The 14,648-nt window shown below is 73.9% G+C and carries 15 protein-coding genes; 10 read left to right on the plus strand and 5 right to left on the minus strand.

Going from position 1 to position 14,648, the window contains the following annotated elements; genetic code table 11:
- Positions 1-254: 254 nt before the first annotated feature.
- The 8 genes from argC to argH are packed head-to-tail and all read left to right on the plus strand — an operon-like array spanning position 255 to position 8,680.
- Complete coding sequence (argC, locus tag SM452_RS29460) at positions 255-1,256, plus strand: N-acetyl-gamma-glutamyl-phosphate reductase (RefSeq protein WP_463841144.1); 1,002 nt, start codon at positions 255-257, stop codon at positions 1,254-1,256.
- Positions 1,253-2,425, plus strand: coding sequence for a bifunctional glutamate N-acetyltransferase/amino-acid acetyltransferase ArgJ (argJ, locus tag SM452_RS29465; protein WP_457609085.1), 1,173 nt, complete (start codon positions 1,253-1,255; stop codon positions 2,423-2,425). The genes argC and argJ overlap by 4 nt, the downstream gene beginning before the upstream one ends.
- The gene (gene argB, locus SM452_RS29470; RefSeq protein WP_366619404.1) at positions 2,422-3,309 is read left to right on the plus strand and encodes an acetylglutamate kinase; all 888 of its coding nucleotides are present in this window, start codon (positions 2,422-2,424) and stop codon (positions 3,307-3,309) included. The genes argJ and argB overlap by 4 nt, the downstream gene beginning before the upstream one ends.
- Positions 3,306-4,568, plus strand: a complete 1,263-nt coding sequence (locus SM452_RS29475; RefSeq protein ID WP_463841145.1) for an acetylornithine transaminase — start codon at positions 3,306-3,308, stop codon at positions 4,566-4,568. The genes argB and SM452_RS29475 overlap by 4 nt, the downstream gene beginning before the upstream one ends.
- Positions 4,565-5,491 (plus strand): ornithine carbamoyltransferase, encoded by a 927-nt coding sequence (gene argF / locus SM452_RS29480; protein WP_457609081.1) that lies wholly within the window; start codon positions 4,565-4,567, stop codon positions 5,489-5,491. Before SM452_RS29475 ends, argF begins: the two co-directional genes overlap by 4 nt.
- Complete coding sequence (locus SM452_RS29485; protein ID WP_262015696.1) at positions 5,488-6,000, plus strand: arginine repressor; 513 nt, start codon at positions 5,488-5,490, stop codon at positions 5,998-6,000. The genes argF and SM452_RS29485 overlap by 4 nt, the downstream gene beginning before the upstream one ends.
- Positions 5,997-7,202: an argininosuccinate synthase gene (locus tag SM452_RS29490; protein ID WP_463841146.1), complete on the plus strand. Its 1,206-nt coding sequence runs from the start codon at positions 5,997-5,999 to the stop codon at positions 7,200-7,202. Before SM452_RS29485 ends, SM452_RS29490 begins: the two co-directional genes overlap by 4 nt.
- Positions 7,203-7,216: 14 nt before the next feature.
- Positions 7,217-8,680 (plus strand): argininosuccinate lyase, encoded by a 1,464-nt coding sequence (argH, locus tag SM452_RS29495; protein ID WP_030271078.1) that lies wholly within the window; start codon positions 7,217-7,219, stop codon positions 8,678-8,680.
- Between the two features lie 329 nt (positions 8,681-9,009).
- On the opposite strand, the gene SM452_RS29500 is transcribed toward argH, so the two are convergent.
- The 3 genes from SM452_RS29500 to SM452_RS29510 all read right to left on the minus strand — a co-directional run bounded on the left by SM452_RS29500 (position 9,010) and on the right by SM452_RS29510 (position 10,655).
- Positions 9,010-9,363: an MmcQ/YjbR family DNA-binding protein gene (locus SM452_RS29500; RefSeq protein ID WP_145822649.1), complete on the minus strand. Its 354-nt coding sequence runs from the start codon at positions 9,361-9,363 to the stop codon at positions 9,010-9,012.
- A gap of 72 nt (positions 9,364-9,435) precedes the next feature.
- Positions 9,436-9,870, minus strand: a complete 435-nt coding sequence (locus SM452_RS29505; RefSeq protein ID WP_225853232.1) for a DNA-binding protein — start codon at positions 9,868-9,870, stop codon at positions 9,436-9,438.
- A 146-nt stretch (positions 9,871-10,016) separates the two neighbouring features.
- Positions 10,017-10,655, minus strand: a complete 639-nt coding sequence (locus SM452_RS29510) for a DNA-3-methyladenine glycosylase (RefSeq protein ID WP_357211083.1) — start codon at positions 10,653-10,655, stop codon at positions 10,017-10,019.
- A gap of 139 nt (positions 10,656-10,794) precedes the next feature.
- On the opposite strand from SM452_RS29510, the gene SM452_RS29515 reads away from it, so the two are divergent.
- Positions 10,795-11,895 (plus strand): LLM class flavin-dependent oxidoreductase, encoded by a 1,101-nt coding sequence (locus tag SM452_RS29515; RefSeq protein WP_463841147.1) that lies wholly within the window; start codon positions 10,795-10,797, stop codon positions 11,893-11,895.
- Positions 11,892-12,518, plus strand: a complete 627-nt coding sequence (locus tag SM452_RS29520; protein WP_357211085.1) for a CE1759 family FMN reductase — start codon at positions 11,892-11,894, stop codon at positions 12,516-12,518. The genes SM452_RS29515 and SM452_RS29520 overlap by 4 nt, the downstream gene beginning before the upstream one ends.
- Positions 12,519-12,699: 181 nt before the next feature.
- On the opposite strand, the gene SM452_RS29525 is transcribed toward SM452_RS29520, so the two are convergent.
- Both SM452_RS29525 and SM452_RS29530 read right to left on the minus strand, forming a co-directional pair.
- Entirely contained in the window at positions 12,700-13,584 is an 885-nt protein-coding gene (locus SM452_RS29525; protein ID WP_262015693.1) for a universal stress protein, read from the minus strand.
- Positions 13,585-13,654: 70 nt separating this feature from the next.
- Entirely contained in the window at positions 13,655-14,563 is a 909-nt protein-coding gene (locus SM452_RS29530; RefSeq protein ID WP_262015692.1) for a universal stress protein, read from the minus strand.
- Positions 14,564-14,648: the final 85 nt, after the last annotated feature.

A 14,648-nucleotide genomic window follows, 5' to 3' on the forward strand; every position in this document is an offset into this window, starting at 1 on the left:
TTACCTGGGCCATGATCCACGTCATGGTCACCCGCCTGGCCCGACACACGAAACCGGCCCAGGCAACCCACACCTGAGCCGGAATCTCAAACACTCACTTAACGCCTCCGGTAGAGGAGGGGGCCCCTATTAACACGCCGGCCCACGCGAGCCGCTGGTGAACGTCGTCTCATGGCTATGCAACGCGCCGTATGACCTTGCGGTGGCGCTGCCTCGACCGGTACTCTTTCCTGCATAGTCATGCGGAGGTGGGTATGGGCATTCGGGTTGCCGTGGCCGGGGCGAGTGGATACGCCGGGGGCGAACTGCTGCGCCTGCTCGCCGGTCACCCCGAGTTCGAGCTGATCGCCGCCACCGCACACAGCCAGGCCGGTCAGCCCGTCAGCGCCGTACACCCGCACCTCGCCGGCCTCGACCTGGTGTTCGCCGCGACCGAACCGGCGACCCTCGCCGACGCGGACCTGGTCTTCCTGGCCCTGCCGCACGGGCAGTCCGCGGCGCTCGCCGCGGCGCTGCCCGATTCGGTCAAGGTGGTCGACCTCGGCGCTGACCACCGGCTGCGCGACGCCGGCGCCTGGTCCCGCTACTACGGCGGCGAACACGCCGGCGCCTGGACCTACGGGCTGCCCGAACTGCCCGGGCAGCGGGCCGAGATCGCCGCCGCGACACGGGTCGCCAGCACCGGCTGCTACGCGGTGGCGACCACGCTGGCGCTGGCGCCGCTGATCGCCGCAGGCGCGGTACGCCCCGACGACGTGGTGGTGGTCGCCGCCTCCGGCACCTCCGGGGCGGGCCGGGCCGCCAAGGCCCACCTGCTCGGCAGCGAGGTGATGGGCGACCTGACCCCCTACAAGGTGGGCGCGCACCAGCACGTGCCGGAGATCAAGCAGGCCACCGGCGCGACCGGCCTGTCCTTCACCCCGGTGCTCGCGCCGATGCCCCGGGGCATCCTGTCCACAGTCACCGCGGTGCCCACCGGCGACGCCGACCCGCGCGCGGTGCTGGCCGCCGCGTACGCCGACGCGCCGTTCGTGCACCTGCTGCCCGAGGGATCGTGGCCGCACACCGCCGCCACCGCCGGGTCGAACTCCTGCCACCTCCAGGCGACTGTGGACGTCGACTCGGGCCGGGTGATCGTGGTCAGCGCTATCGACAACCTGGGCAAGGGCGCGGCCGGCCAGGCCGTGCAGAACGCCAACCTGATGGTGGGTCTCCCCGAGACCACCGGTCTGTCCGTGTTTGGAGTGGCCCCGTGAGCGTCACCGTCCCCCGTGGGTTCCGCGCCGCAGGTGTCGCGGCCGGACTGAAGTCCTCCGGCGCCGCCGACGTCGCCCTCGTGATCAACGACGGCCCGGACGCCGGTGTGGCCGGTGTCTTCACCGCCAACCGGGTCAAGGCCGCGCCGGTGCTGTGGAGCCAGCAGGTCGTGCACGGCGGCGTCGTGCGCGCCGTGGTGCTCAACTCCGGCGGCGCGAACGCCTGCACCGGCCCGGCCGGCTTCCAGGACACCCACGCCACCGCCGAGCACACCGCCGCCGCGATCACCGCGGCGAACGCCCGGCTGATCGTCGGCGCGGGCGAGGTCGCTGTGTGCTCGACCGGCCTGATCGGCGAGCGGCTGCCGATGGACAAACTGCTTCCCGGCGTACGCGACGCGGTGCGCGGCCTGTCCCGCGACGGCGGCCCGGCGGCCGCCGAGGCCATCATGACCACCGACACCCGGCCCAAGACGACGGTGGCCCAGGGTACGGGCTGGACCGTCGGCGGGATGGCCAAGGGCGCGGGCATGCTCGCCCCGGCCATGGCCACCATGCTCTGCGTGCTCACCACCGACGCGGTAGCCGGGCCTGACGCCCTCGACGCCGCGCTGCGCGCCGCCACCCGGATCACGTTCGACCGGATCGACTCCGACGGCTGCATGTCCACGAACGACACGGTGCTGCTGCTCGCAAGCGGCGCCTCCGGCATCGAGCCGACCGAGGCCGAGCTGACCGCCGCGGTCACCGCCGCCTGCCACGACCTGGCCCAGCAGCTCCTGGCCGACGCGGAGGGCGCGACGAAGGAGGTGGCGATCGAGGTGGTCGGCGCGGCGAGCGAGGACGACGCGGTCGAGGTGGGCCGCACGGTGGCCCGCAACAACCTGGTGAAGACCGCACTGTTCGGCAACGACCCGAACTGGGGCCGCATCCTCGCCGCGGTCGGCACCACCGCCGCCGTGTTCGAGCCGGACGGCGTGGACGTCGCGGTCAACGGCATCTGGGTGTGCCGGGGCGGCGCCGCCGCCGAGGACCGCGCCAAGGTGGACCTCGCCGGCCGCGGCGTCACGGTCCGGATCGACCTGCACGCCGGTGCCGACGCCGCCACCATCTGGACCAACGACCTGTCCCACGCGTACGTCCACGAGAACTCGGCCTATTCCACATGAACCTCTCCGCTGACCTCACCCGGGCCCAGGCCAAGGCCGCCACGCTGATCGAGGCGCTGCCCTGGCTGGCCCGTTTCTCCGGCGCCACGGTCGTGGTCAAGTACGGCGGCAACGCCATGGTCGACCCCGAACTCCAGCGGGCGTTCGCCGCCGACATGGTGTTCCTGCGCTACGCCGGCCTGAAGCCGGTAGTGGTGCACGGCGGCGGTCCGCAGATCTCCGCCATGCTCGGCCGGCTGGGCATCGCCAGCGAGTTCCGGGGCGGCCTGCGGGTCACCACCCCGGAGGCGATGGACGTGGTCCGGATGGTCCTGGTCGGTCAGGTCGGCCGGGAACTGGTCGGGCTGATCAACGCGCACGGCCCGTACGCGGTCGGCCTCTCCGGCGAGGACGCCGGGCTGTTCACCGCCGTGCGCCGCCCCGCGTACGTGGACGGGGAAGCGGTCGACGTCGGCCAGGTGGGCGACGTGGAGTCGGTGAACGTCTCGGCTGTGACCGACCTGATCGCGGCCGGCCGGATCCCGGTCATCTCGACAGTCGCGCCGGACGCCGACGGGGTGCTGCACAACCTCAACGCGGACACCGCCGCCGCCGCGCTGGCGGTGGCGCTGGACGCCCGCAAGCTGGTCGTGCTGACCGACGTGCCCGGCCTGTACGCCGACTGGCCCGACACGTCCAGCCTGATCAGCGAGATCACCGCGGACGACCTGGCGAAGCTGCTGCCGTCCCTGGAGTCGGGCATGGTCCCGAAGATGGAGGCCTGCCTGCGGGCGGTGCGCGGGGGAGTGCCGGCCGCGCACGTCGTCGACGGCCGGGTCGCCCACTCCACGCTGCTGGAAGTGTTCACGTCGGAGGGCTTCGGAACGATGGTGATCGACTCATGAGCACGCTCGTGCAGCGGTGGAACGCCACCATGATGGACAACTACGGCACGCCGCCGCTGGCGCTCGTCTCCGGCTCCGGCGCCGTCGTGACCGACGAGACCGGCCGGGAGTACGTCGACCTGCTCGGCGGCATCGCCGTCAACGCGCTCGGCCACGCCCACCCGGCGGTGGTGGCCGCCGTCAGCAAGCAGGTCGCGACGCTCGGGCACGTGTCGAACCTGTTCGTCGCCGAGCCGCCGGTGGCGCTGGCCGAACTGCTGCTCGCGCTGGCCGGACGCCCGGGCCGGGTCTTCTTCGCCAACTCCGGCGCGGAGGCCAACGAGGCCGCGTTCAAGCTGTCCCGGCTGACCGGCCGCCGGCACGTGGTCGCCACCCACGGCGGCTTCCACGGCCGGACCATGGGCGCGCTGGCGCTGACCGGGCAGCCCGCGAAGGCCGACCCGTTCCGCCCGCTGCCCGGCGACGTCACCCACGTGCCGTTCGGCGACGCCGCCGCGCTGGCCGAGGCCGTCACCGGCGACACCGCCATGCTGATCATCGAGCCGATCCAGGGCGAGAACGGCGTGGTCGTCCCGCCTCCCGGCTACCTGGCCGCGGCCCGGCGGATCACCGCCGCGCACGGCGCGCTGCTGGTGCTGGACGAGGTGCAGACCGGCGTCGGCCGGACCGGCCACTGGTTCGCCCACCAGGCCGAGGGCGTCGAGCCGGACGTCGTCACGCTCGCCAAGGGCCTCGGCGGCGGGCTGCCGCTGGGCGCCTGCCTGGCCTTCGGCCGGGCCGCCGACCTGCTCACCCCCGGCTCGCACGGCACCACGTTCGGCGGCAACCCGATCAGCTGCGCCGCCGCGCTCGCTGTCGTCTCCACGATCGCGCACGAGGGTCTGCTCGACCACGTCAAACGGGTCGGTGAGCGGCTGCGGCGCGGCGTCGAGGCGCTCGGGCACCCGCTGGTCCGCGAGGTGCGCGGCGCCGGGCTGCTGCTCGGCATCGTGCTCGACGAGCCGGTCTCCGCCGCCGCCGCGGCAGCGCTGCGCGAGGCGGGTTTCCTGGTCAACCCGGTGCAGCCGGACGTGGTCCGGCTCGCCCCGCCGCTGATCCTCACCGCCGCGCAGGCGGACGCGTTCCTCGCCGCGCTGCCGGCCGCGCTGTCCGCCGCCGCGCCGACCCCTTCCACCGACGCCGCCGCGCCGGCCGGCATCGCCACGACCGCCGAGGCCGCCGCGCCCGACGCCACGACCCCGACGGAGGCTCCCGCATGATCCGCCACTTCCTGCGCGACGACGACCTCACGCCCGCCGAGCAGGCCGCCGTGCTCGACCTCGCCGCCCGGATGAAGGCCGACCGGTACGCGCACCAGCCCCTGACCGGGCCGAAGTCGGTGGCGGTGCTGTTCGACAAGCAGAGCCTGCGTACCCGGATCTCGTTCGACGTGGGCATCGCCGAGCTGGGCGGGCACCCGCTCGTGGTGGACACCCAGGTCACCCACTTCGGCCGGGGCGAGACGCTCGGCGACGCCGGCCGGGTGCTGTCCCGCTACGTCGCCGCGATCGTGCTGCGCACCCACGGCGACGACCGGATCGCCGAGGTCGCCGAGCACGCCACGGTGCCCGTCGTGAACGCGCTCACCGACACGTACCACCCCTGCCAGCTGCTGGCCGACCTACTCACCGTGCGGGAGCGCTTCGGCGGCACCGCCGGGCGGATCGTGACGTACGTGGGCGACGCGGCGAACAACATGGCCCACTCGTACCTGCTGGCCGGGGCGACCGCCGGGATGCACGTGCGGATCGCCGGTCCGGAGGGGTTCCAGCCGGACCCGGAGATCGTGGCCCGCGCCGAGAAGATCGCCGCCGCCACCGGCGGGTCGGTGCAGCTGTTCACCGACCCGGTCGAGGCGGTACGCGGCGCGCACGTCGTCGCCACCGACACCTGGACGTCGATGGGGCAGGAGGACGACGGGCTGGACCGGATCACCCCGTTCCTGCCGTACCAGGTAAACGCCGCGCTGCTCGGCCACGCCGACGCCGGCGTGATCGTGCTGCACTGCCTGCCCGCCCACCGGGGCGAGGAGATCACCGACGAGGCGCTCGACGGCCCGCACAGCGCGGTGTTCGACCAGGCGGAGAATCGGCTGCACGCCCAGAAGGCGCTGCTGACGTTTCTCCTGGAGGAATCCGCATGACCGCTCCGCTGACCCGCGCCGCGCGGCACGCCCGCATCGTCGAGCTGATCCGCGACACCCCCATCCACTCGCAGACCGAGCTGGCCGACCGGCTCGCCGGGGACGGCATCCAGGTCACCCAGGCCACGCTGTCGCGCGACCTGAAGGAACTGGGAGCGGTGACCGCGCGGGGCGGCGACGGGCGCGGCGTCTACCTGATCCCGGAGGACGGGCACCGGCCGCTGCGCGACGCCGAGGGCGCACCGGCCCGGCTGGTCCGGCTGCTGCGTGAGCTGCTGAACGGCGTCGACTCCAGCGGCAACATCGCGGTCCTGCGCACCCCGCCGGGCGCCGCCCAGTACCTCGCCAGCGCGCTGGACCGGGCCGGCCTGACCGAGATCGTCGGCACCATCGCCGGCGACGACACCATCCTCGTCGTGGCCCGCGAGGCCGACGGCGGCGCCGCGCTGGGCGAGCGGCTCGCCGCGTGGGCCCGCCGCGACGACACAGTCGAAGGGGGCACCTCGTGACCGAGCGGGTCGTGCTCGCGTACTCCGGGGGCCTGGACACCTCGGTCGCGATCCCGTACCTGGCCGAGCGGACCGGCGCGGAGGTGATCGCGGTAGCCGTGGACGTCGGCCAGGGCGGCGAGGACATGGCCGTGATCCGGCAGCGCGCGCTCGACTGCGGCGCCGTCGAGTCCGAGGTGATCGACGCCCGCGACGAGTTCGCCGCCGACTACTGCCTGCCGGCGATCCGGGCCAACGCCCTCTACATGGACCGCTACCCGCTGGTGTCCGCGCTGTCCCGGCCGCTGATCGTCAAGCACCTGGTCGCGGCGGCGCGTGCCCACGGCGGCACGATCGTGTCGCACGGCTGCACCGGCAAGGGCAACGACCAGGTCCGGTTCGAGGTCGGCCTGGCCGCCCTCGCGCCGGACCTGAAGGTCGTCGCGCCGGCCCGGGACTTCGCCTGGACCCGGGACAAGGCGATCGCGTACGCCGAGGAGAAGGGGCTGCCGATCGACGTGTCGGCGAAGTCGCCGTACTCGATCGACCAGAACCTGTGGGGCCGGGCCGTCGAGACGGGGTTCCTGGAGGACATCTGGAACGCCCCGGTCGAGGACCTCTACGCGTACACCGAGGACCCGGCGTCGGAACGCGACCCGGACGACCTGGTGATCACGTTCGACGGCGGCGTACCGGTCGCCATCGACGGCGAGACGGTCACCCCGTACCAGGCGATCCGGGAGCTGAACCGGCGGGCCGGGGCGCACGGCGTGGGCCGGCTGGACATGGTCGAGGACCGGCTCGTCGGCATCAAGAGCCGCGAGGTGTACGAGGCGCCCGGCGCGCTCGCCCTGATCACCGCCCACCAGGAACTGGAGGCGGTGACAGTCGAGCGGGATCTCGCCCGGTTCAAGCGCGGCGTCGACCAGCGGTGGGGTGAGCTGGTCTACGACGGGCTCTGGTTCTCGCCGCTGAAGCGCGCGCTGGACGCGTTCATCGAGGACGCCCAGCGGCACGTCACCGGCGAGGTACGGCTGCGCCTGCACGGCGGCCGGGCGGTCGTCACCGGCCGGCGCTCCGAGGCGAGCCTCTACGACTTCGGCCTTGCCACCTACGACACCGGCGACACGTTCGACCAGTCGCTGGCGAAGGGATTCGTACGACTGTGGGGACTGCCCAGCACGATGGCCGCACAACGGGACGCCCGGATGGGAGGGGCCTGATGGGGGGCACCACAATGGGTGGGGTGGACGACAAGAGCCTGACCGAGAACAGCGCCCCCGCCAACCGGACGAGCCTCTGGGGCGGCCGGTTCGCCGGCGGTCCCGCCGAGGCGCTCGCGCGGCTGTCGGTGAGCGTCCAGTTCGACTGGCGCCTCGCCCCGTACGACATCGCCGGTTCCCGCGCGCACGCCCGGGTCCTCGCCGGCGCCGGCCTGCTCGACCCGGACGAACTGGGCCGGATGCTGGCCGCGCTGGACGACCTGGAGGCGGCCTGCGCCTCCGGCGCGTTCCGCCCGACCGTTGACGACGAGGACGTGCACACCGCGCTGGAACGCGGCCTGCTGGAGCGGCTCGGCAGCCTCGGCGGCAAGCTGCGCGCCGGCCGGTCCCGCAACGACCAGGTCGCCACCGACCTGCGGCTCTACCTGCGCGACCACGCCCGCGGCGTGGCGGCCCGGCTGGTCGAGCTGGCCGAGGCCCTCGTCGAGCAGGCGGAGCGGCACGTGGACACCGCCGCGCCGGGCATGACGCACCTGCAGCACGCCCAGCCGGTGACGTTCGGGCACTGGCTGCTGGCCCACGTGCAGCCGCTGCTGCGCGACCTGGAGCGGATGCGCGACTGGGACGAGCGGACCGCGATCAGCCCGCTCGGCGCGGGCGCGCTGGCCGGCTCGGGGCTGCCGCTGGACCCGGTGGCGGTCGCCAAGGAGCTGGGTTTCCGCACCTCGTTCGCCAACTCGATGGACGCGGTCGCGGACCGCGACTTCGTGGCCGAGTTCCTGTTCGTCACCGCGATGATCGGCGTGCACCTGTCCCGCCTCGGCGAGGAGGTGGTGCTCTGGACGTCGCAGGAGTTCGGCTGGGTCGAGCTGGACGACGCGTTCGCCACCGGCTCGTCGATCATGCCGCAGAAGAAGAACGCGGACATCGCCGAGCTGGCCCGGGGCAAGTCCGGCCGGCTGGTCGGCGGCCTGATGAGCGTGCTCACCATGCTCAAGGGCCTGCCCATGACGTACGACCGGGACATGCAGGAGGACAAGGAGCCGGCGTTCGACGCGGTCGACACGCTGGAACTGCTGCTGCCCGCGCTGGCCGGGATGATCTCCACGATGACGGTCCGGGTGGACCGCCTGGTGGCCAGCGCGCCGTCGGGCTTCTCGCTGGCCACCGAGGTCGCCGACTGGCTGGTCCGGCGCAACGTGCCGTTCCGCGACGCGCACGAGATCACCGGCAAGCTGGTGGCGCTCTGCGCCGCCCGCGACTGCGCGCTGGACGAGGTGTCCGACGCCGACCTGGCAGCGGTGAGCGAGCACCTGGACCCGTCGGTGCGCGACGTGCTCTCGGTGCGCTCGGCGCTGGCCGCCCGCATCACGCCCGGCTCCACCGGCCCGGGCCCGGTCGCCGACCAGCTCGCCGCCGCGGCGGACAAGCTGACCGGCTGGCGGGAGTGGGCCGCCGAGCGGGTCGTCCCCCGCTGACCTGCGCGGCTGGTCCGGGCCAGGCGCCCGCCCGCCCGGACCAGCCCCCGCGCCCCGAGCCCCGCGCCCCGCGCCCCGCGCCCCGCGCGAGATCTTGGTACGAAATGGCCCCCATAGGGGCGCTTAGCTTCCAAGATCTACAAGGGTCCTGCTTTGTGGAACGCGGATCCCGGATTGCGGGACCCGGGCTGCGGCCTCGGACTTCGGGCTCAGCCGCACGGAGCGGCTTCCGCTGTTGCCCGGATCTGCCGCACCATCAGCGGCGCTGGTCCGTTTGCGCAGGGTCGTTTCGGCGAGCCGGGCGGTCGGTGCTCCGTCCGCGTTTCCGGTCAGCCGGTGGGGCGCTCGCGTTTCGGCAGCTTCGCCACGACCGCGTCGTACGACCCGTCGACCGCCTCGATCAGCTCGTCGTCCGGGATGCCGCCGGAGAGCCGCAGCGTGTTCCAGCCCGACCGGCCGATGTAGGGGGAGGGGCGCGCGTCGGCCGGGAACCGGTGCAGCCACTCGTCGGCCACCTCCCGGGACGCCCCGCACTTCACCCCGAGCCGGGCCTCGCCGTCGGGGGAGCCGAGGAACGCGAAGATCCGGCTGCCCACCTTCACCACCTCGTCGCCCTCCCACGGCCGGTCGAGCCAGGCTCCCGGCTTGGCCAGGCAGTAGGCCAGCATCTCCTCGCGCGTCATCGCGTCCTCCCGTGCCGTCGTCCGGCACAGTCTCGCCCGCCACTGTGACAGCCCGCGTCGTGCGGCCGCCGGTCAGTCGCCGGTGCCGGTGCGGACGGTGAGCCGCTCGTAGCGCTGCCGGGCCGCCTGGGCGCTGCCCAGCCCCAGCCCGAAGGCGATCGCCTGCCAGGTCATGCCCCGGCCGCGGGCCACCTGCAGCAGCCCGGCCTCCAGTGCGTCCACCTCGGCCCGTACGTGCGGGATCAGCGTCAGCGCGGCCATCAGGTCGGCCTGGTCGACGGGCTCCTCACCCTCGTCCAGCTCGGCGCCACCGGCGAGCGCCATCACCAGCGTGGCCGCCTCGTAGGCGTCGGGCACGTCGGGGTGGGCGTAGCGCCGGCGGCGGGAGTTGGTGCCGGCGTGCCGCTCGGCGATCCGCAGCAGCGCCGCGTAGTTGCGGTGCGCCCGGGCCTGGGCAGCATCCGGAGCGGTGAACGGGTCGTTGTCCACGGTGACCATGTCGTCCATCCCACACCCAAGAATGGCCCGTTGTCAACACCCCGTTGAAAGCCCTTCGTGTAAAACACCGTGACCTCAACACGTGGTGAAGAGTCGGCGCGTCATGCCACCACAGACGCGCCGCGGGGTGTCCCGGGTTGCCCGGGACGGCCGATTCAGGCCGGTGAGTTCCGCACCGAGGCGGCCGGGGCGGGCCGGCGGCGCGGGGTGTGCCGCCGGTAGACGCTCACGCTCGGCTCGTCCGCCAGCCAGAACCGCCACGGCAGGTCGTGCGCGGCGGCGACCCCGACCCGCGGCCCGGCGACGATCCGCGCCGGGTCGACCGGGCTCGCCGGCGGCGTCAGCAGCAGCGGGCCGCTGCCGTCGATCGCCGAGGTGCCGTTCGCGTCCCGCCCGAGCCCGAGCGTGGTGACCAGCCGGGCCGGCCCGCGGGCCAGCTCCCGGTCGGCGGCGCGCGGCCGGCGCTCGCGGGCGATCTCGACGCCGTCGACCACCTCGCCCGCGCGCAGCAGTACCGCCGCCGCCTCGCCGTCGCGACCGCAGACGATGTTCGCGCACCAGTGCATGCCGAACACGAAGTACACGTATACGTGCCCGGCGGGCCCGAACATGACTCTGTTGCGTGGCGTCGGCCCGCGGTGGGCGTGCGACGCCGGGTCCTCGCCGGTGCCCGCGTACGCCTCGACCTCGGTGAGCCGGACGGTGACGCCGCCGGCCGACACGGTCCAGCCGAGCAGCGTCCGCGCGGTCTGCGCGACCTGCGCGGCGGGCGCGGAGAGCCAGGGGTACGTCATCGCGGCAAGGGTAGTCGGCGGGTGGCGCGTGATCCGGGCCACGCCGGGGCGGGCGGCCACCGGAATAGTTGACCCGTCAAATATGTTGTGAGGAGCGATCCCGGGTCGACCGGTCCGGACCCCACGCGAGGAGCTGGTCATGCAGTTCGGAGTCTTCACCGTCGGTGACGTCACCGTCGACCCCACGAACGGGCGGCTGCCGTCCGAGCGTGAGCGGATCAAGGCCATGACCGCCATCGCGCTCAAGGCCGAGGAGGTCGGCCTCGACGTCTTCGCCACCGGCGAGCACCACAACCCGCCGTTCGTGCCGTCGTCGCCGACCACCATGCTCGGCTGGATCGCCGCGCGCACCGAACGGCTGCTGCTGTCGACATCGACCACGCTGATCACCACGAACGACCCGGTGAAGATCGCCGAGGACTACGCGATGCTCCAGCACCTGGCCGACGGCCGGGTGGACCTGATGATGGGCCGCGGCAACACCGGTCCGGTCTACCCGTGGTTCGGGCAGGACATCCGCAACGGCATCCCGCTGGCGATCGAGAACTACGACCTGCTGCACCGGCTGTGGCGCGAGGACGTGGTCGACTGGAAGGGCCGGTTCCGTACGCCGCTGCAGTCGTTCACCTCGACCCCGCGCCCGCTCGACGGCGTACCGCCGTTCGTCTGGCACGGCTCGATCCGCAGCCCGGAGATCGCCGAGCAGGCCGCGTACTACGGCGACGGCTTCTTCGCCAACCACATCTTCTGGCCCAAGGAGCACACCCAGCGGATGGTCGGCCTCTACCGGGAACGGTTCGCGCACTACGGCCACGGCTCGCCGGATCAGGCCATCGTCGGCCTCGGCGGGCAGGTCTTCATGCGCCGCAACTCCCAGGACGCGGTACGCGAGTTCCGCCCCTACTTCGACAACGCCCCGGTCTACGGGCACGGCCCGTCGCTGGAGGAGTTCACCCGGGAGACGCCGCTGACCGTCGGCAGCCCGCAGCAGGTCATCGACCGCACGCTGGGCTTCCGCGAGTACGTCGGCGACTACCAGCGGCAGCTGTTCCTGATCGACCACGCCGGACTGCCGCTGAAGACGGTGCTGGAGCAGCTCGACCTGCTGGGCGAGGAGGTGGTACCGGTGCTGCGCAAGGAGTTCGACTCGCTGCGTCCGGCACACGTGCCCGAGGCGCCCACCCACGCCAGCCTGCTCGCCGCCCGCGACGCCGCCCCGGCCGCCGGGGAGCAGCGATGACCAGCCGTACCCTGGCGGTGGTCTCGGCCGGTCTCGGTCAGCCGTCGTCGACCCGCCTGCTCGCCGACCAGCTCGCCGCGGCCGCCCGCGACGAGCTGGCCGGCCGCGGCGCCACTGTGGAACTGCGCGTGGTCGAGCTGCGCGAGCACGCCCACGACGTGGTGAACCACCTGCTCACCGGCTTCGCGCCGGCCGCACTGCGGCGGACGCTCGACGAGGTGGCCGCCGCCGACGGGCTGATCGCGGTGACGCCGATCTTCAACGCGTCCTACAACGGGCTGTTCAAGTCGTTCTTCGACGTGGTCGACCGGGACGCGCTGGCTGGCAAGCCGGTGCTGCTCGGGGCGACCGGCGGCACCGCCCGGCACTCGCTGGCGCTGGAGCACGCCGTCCGGCCGATGTTCACGTACCTGCGGGCGGCGACACTGCCCACGGCGGTGTTCGCCGCGCCGGAGGACTGGGCCGGCGACGACGGCGACAGCGCGCTGCGGTCCCGGATCCGCCGGGCCGGAGCCGAGCTGGCCGAGCAGGTGGACCGACGCCCGCCCGCGAACGGCCCGGCCGACCCGTTCGCGCTCACCACCGACTTCGCCGACCTGCTCGCCGGCCGCGACCCGTCCTGACGCCGGGGAGGTTCGGCGCGGAGGCGACCGCCGCCGGGCGTGGCCGTCGCCCGCGAACCACACCGGAGAACTCGTTATGGCTGAGAGGCATGAACATGCCTCTCAGCCATAACGCTTGCAGGACATCCCTCTGACCGAGCGGCTCACCGGACCGGAGCGGACCGGCTAGCCCCGCGGCGCGTCAGTCGTCGGCCGGCTCGGGCCGGTGAGCGACGAGCACCGGGCAGTGGGAGTGCTGGACCAGCGCCTGGCTGACCGAGCCGAGCAGCAGCCCGGCGAAGCCGCCCCGGCCCCGGGAACCGACCACCACGAGCGACGCCTCGCCGCTGGCCTCCACGAGCGCGGTCTCCGGCGAGGCGGCGGTCACAGCCCGCTCCGTCACACGCAGGCCCGGGTGCGCGGCCCGGACCCGGTCCGCGGCCTCCACCAGCAGCCCCGCCGCCTCGGCCCGCTCGGCGGTGGACGCCTCCGCCGCGACCTCCGGCGCCACCGCGCCCCGTTCCGGCGACCGCACGTGCATCAGCACCAGCTCCGCGTCGCGCCGGGCGGCCTCGTCCGCGGCCAGCTCGATCGCGTACGCGGCCGAGTCGGAACCGTCCACGCCGACCAGCACCGGACCGTCCACCGGGATCGGCTGCTCCTCCGGGCGGACGATCAGCACCGGGCAGTGCCCGTGCTGCGCGAGCTGCCCGCTGACCGAGCCGAGCAGCAGGCCGGCGAAGCCGCCCACGCCCCGGCTGCCCACCACGACCAGCTCGGCGCGGCGGGACTCCTCGACCATCGTGGCGCCGGGGCCGCCGGCGACCTGGCGCACCTGCACCCGCAGGCCCGGGTGCCGCTCGGCCAGGTCGGCGGCGACCGACTCCAGCATCTTTTCCGACTCCGCGGTGGGCGCCGGCACCCCCAGGTCGTACGGGTTGAGCGGCACGCCGTAGCCCATCGGGTGCAGGTAGCCGTGCACGAGCAGCAGCGGCCGGGAACGGGCGACGGCGGTCGCGGCGGCCAGGTCGGCGGCGGCCAGGCTGGACGGCGATCCGTCCACTCCCGCCACGACGGGTCGGTTCATCTGGTGCTTTCCCTCCGGTCGGCTCAGGCCATTGTGGCGGTACCGGCCCCGCCCGGGCCGGGGAACCGGCTCAGTGGGTCCGGTCGCCCCGGTGCCGGACGACGGCGAGCGGGCTGTGGCAGTGGTGCAGCACGGCGTGGCTGACCGAGCCGAGCAGCAGCGCACCGAGGCTACCGCGCCCGTGCGCGCCGACCACCGTCAGCTGCGCGCCGACGGACTCCTCGACGAGCACCCGGGACGGGGTGGCGGCGGCGACCAGCTTCGGCCGTACCGTGACCTCCGGGTAGCGCTCGGACCAGCCGGCGATCGCCTCGGCCAGCACCCGCTGCTCGTCGGCGCGCAGCTCCTGCGGGTCGTACGCCAGTGGCACGACGTCGCCGAACGCCTCCCGGTAGGTCACCGGCTGCGGGTACAGCCAGGTGTGCACCACGACCAGTTCGGCGCCGCGCGCAGCGGCCTCGGCGAACGCGAACCCGACCGCCTCGTCCGACAGCGCGGAGCCGTCCACGCCGACCACCACCGGGCCGTCGGCGCGGGCCTCACCCCGGGCCACGAGCACCGGGCAGTCGGCGCGGGCGGAGAGCTGCACCGCGGCGGAGCCGACGAGCAGTTCGGCGAAGCCCCCCAGTCCCCGGTGACCCAGCACGAGCAGCGCGGCGTCGCGGCTCTCCCGCAGCAGCACCGCCACCGGCCCGCCGTCGACGACCGCACCGGTCACCGCCAGCTCCGCGTCGACCTTGCGGGCCTCGTCCACCGCCTCCTCGACCAGCTTCTCGGCCTCCTGGCGCAGCTCGATGTCGGGCAGCACCGGGGCGACCATGCCCAGCGGCGTGCCGACCAGCGGCCACAGGAAGGCGTTCACCACCCGCAGCGGCCGGTGCCGCAGCACCGCCTCGCGTGCGGCCAGCCGTACCGCGTCCAGCGCGGACGGGGAGCCGTCCACGCCCACCACGACGGGGGCACCGGTTCTGTCGGTCATCACGTCCTCCTTCGGTTCCCCCTCAGCCTGCGCCGACAGCTCCCACCTGGGCAGAGTCGATCCGCCCGGCACGGCCGGGACCATC

Source organism: Micromonospora sp. SYSU B005 (assembly GCF_055362685.1).

Bases quoted from the DNA above. Each gene is read 5' to 3' on its own strand.
- SM452_RS29515 (WP_463841147.1), top strand. From the start codon at position 10,795: ATGCAGTTCGGAGTCTTCACCGTCGGTGACGTCACCGTCGACCCCACG.
- argF (WP_457609081.1), top strand. From the start codon at position 4,565: ATGATCCGCCACTTCCTGCGCGACGACGACCTCACGCCCGCCGAGCAG.
- SM452_RS29530 (WP_262015692.1), bottom strand. From the start codon at position 14,563: ATGACCGACAGAACCGGTGCCCCCGTCGTGGTGGGCGTGGACGGCTCC.
- SM452_RS29485 (WP_262015696.1), top strand. From the start codon at position 5,488: ATGACCGCTCCGCTGACCCGCGCCGCGCGGCACGCCCGCATCGTCGAG.
- SM452_RS29505 (WP_225853232.1), bottom strand. From the start codon at position 9,870: ATGGACGACATGGTCACCGTGGACAACGACCCGTTCACCGCTCCGGAT.
- SM452_RS29520 (WP_357211085.1), top strand. From the start codon at position 11,892: ATGACCAGCCGTACCCTGGCGGTGGTCTCGGCCGGTCTCGGTCAGCCG.
- SM452_RS29510 (WP_357211083.1), bottom strand. From the start codon at position 10,655: ATGACGTACCCCTGGCTCTCCGCGCCCGCCGCGCAGGTCGCGCAGACC.
- argB (WP_366619404.1), top strand. From the start codon at position 2,422: ATGAACCTCTCCGCTGACCTCACCCGGGCCCAGGCCAAGGCCGCCACG.
- SM452_RS29475 (WP_463841145.1), top strand. From the start codon at position 3,306: ATGAGCACGCTCGTGCAGCGGTGGAACGCCACCATGATGGACAACTAC.
- argC (WP_463841144.1), top strand. From the start codon at position 255: ATGGGCATTCGGGTTGCCGTGGCCGGGGCGAGTGGATACGCCGGGGGC.
- argH (WP_030271078.1), top strand. From the start codon at position 7,217: ATGGGTGGGGTGGACGACAAGAGCCTGACCGAGAACAGCGCCCCCGCC.
- SM452_RS29525 (WP_262015693.1), bottom strand. From the start codon at position 13,584: ATGAACCGACCCGTCGTGGCGGGAGTGGACGGATCGCCGTCCAGCCTG.
- SM452_RS29500 (WP_145822649.1), bottom strand. From the start codon at position 9,363: ATGACGCGCGAGGAGATGCTGGCCTACTGCCTGGCCAAGCCGGGAGCC.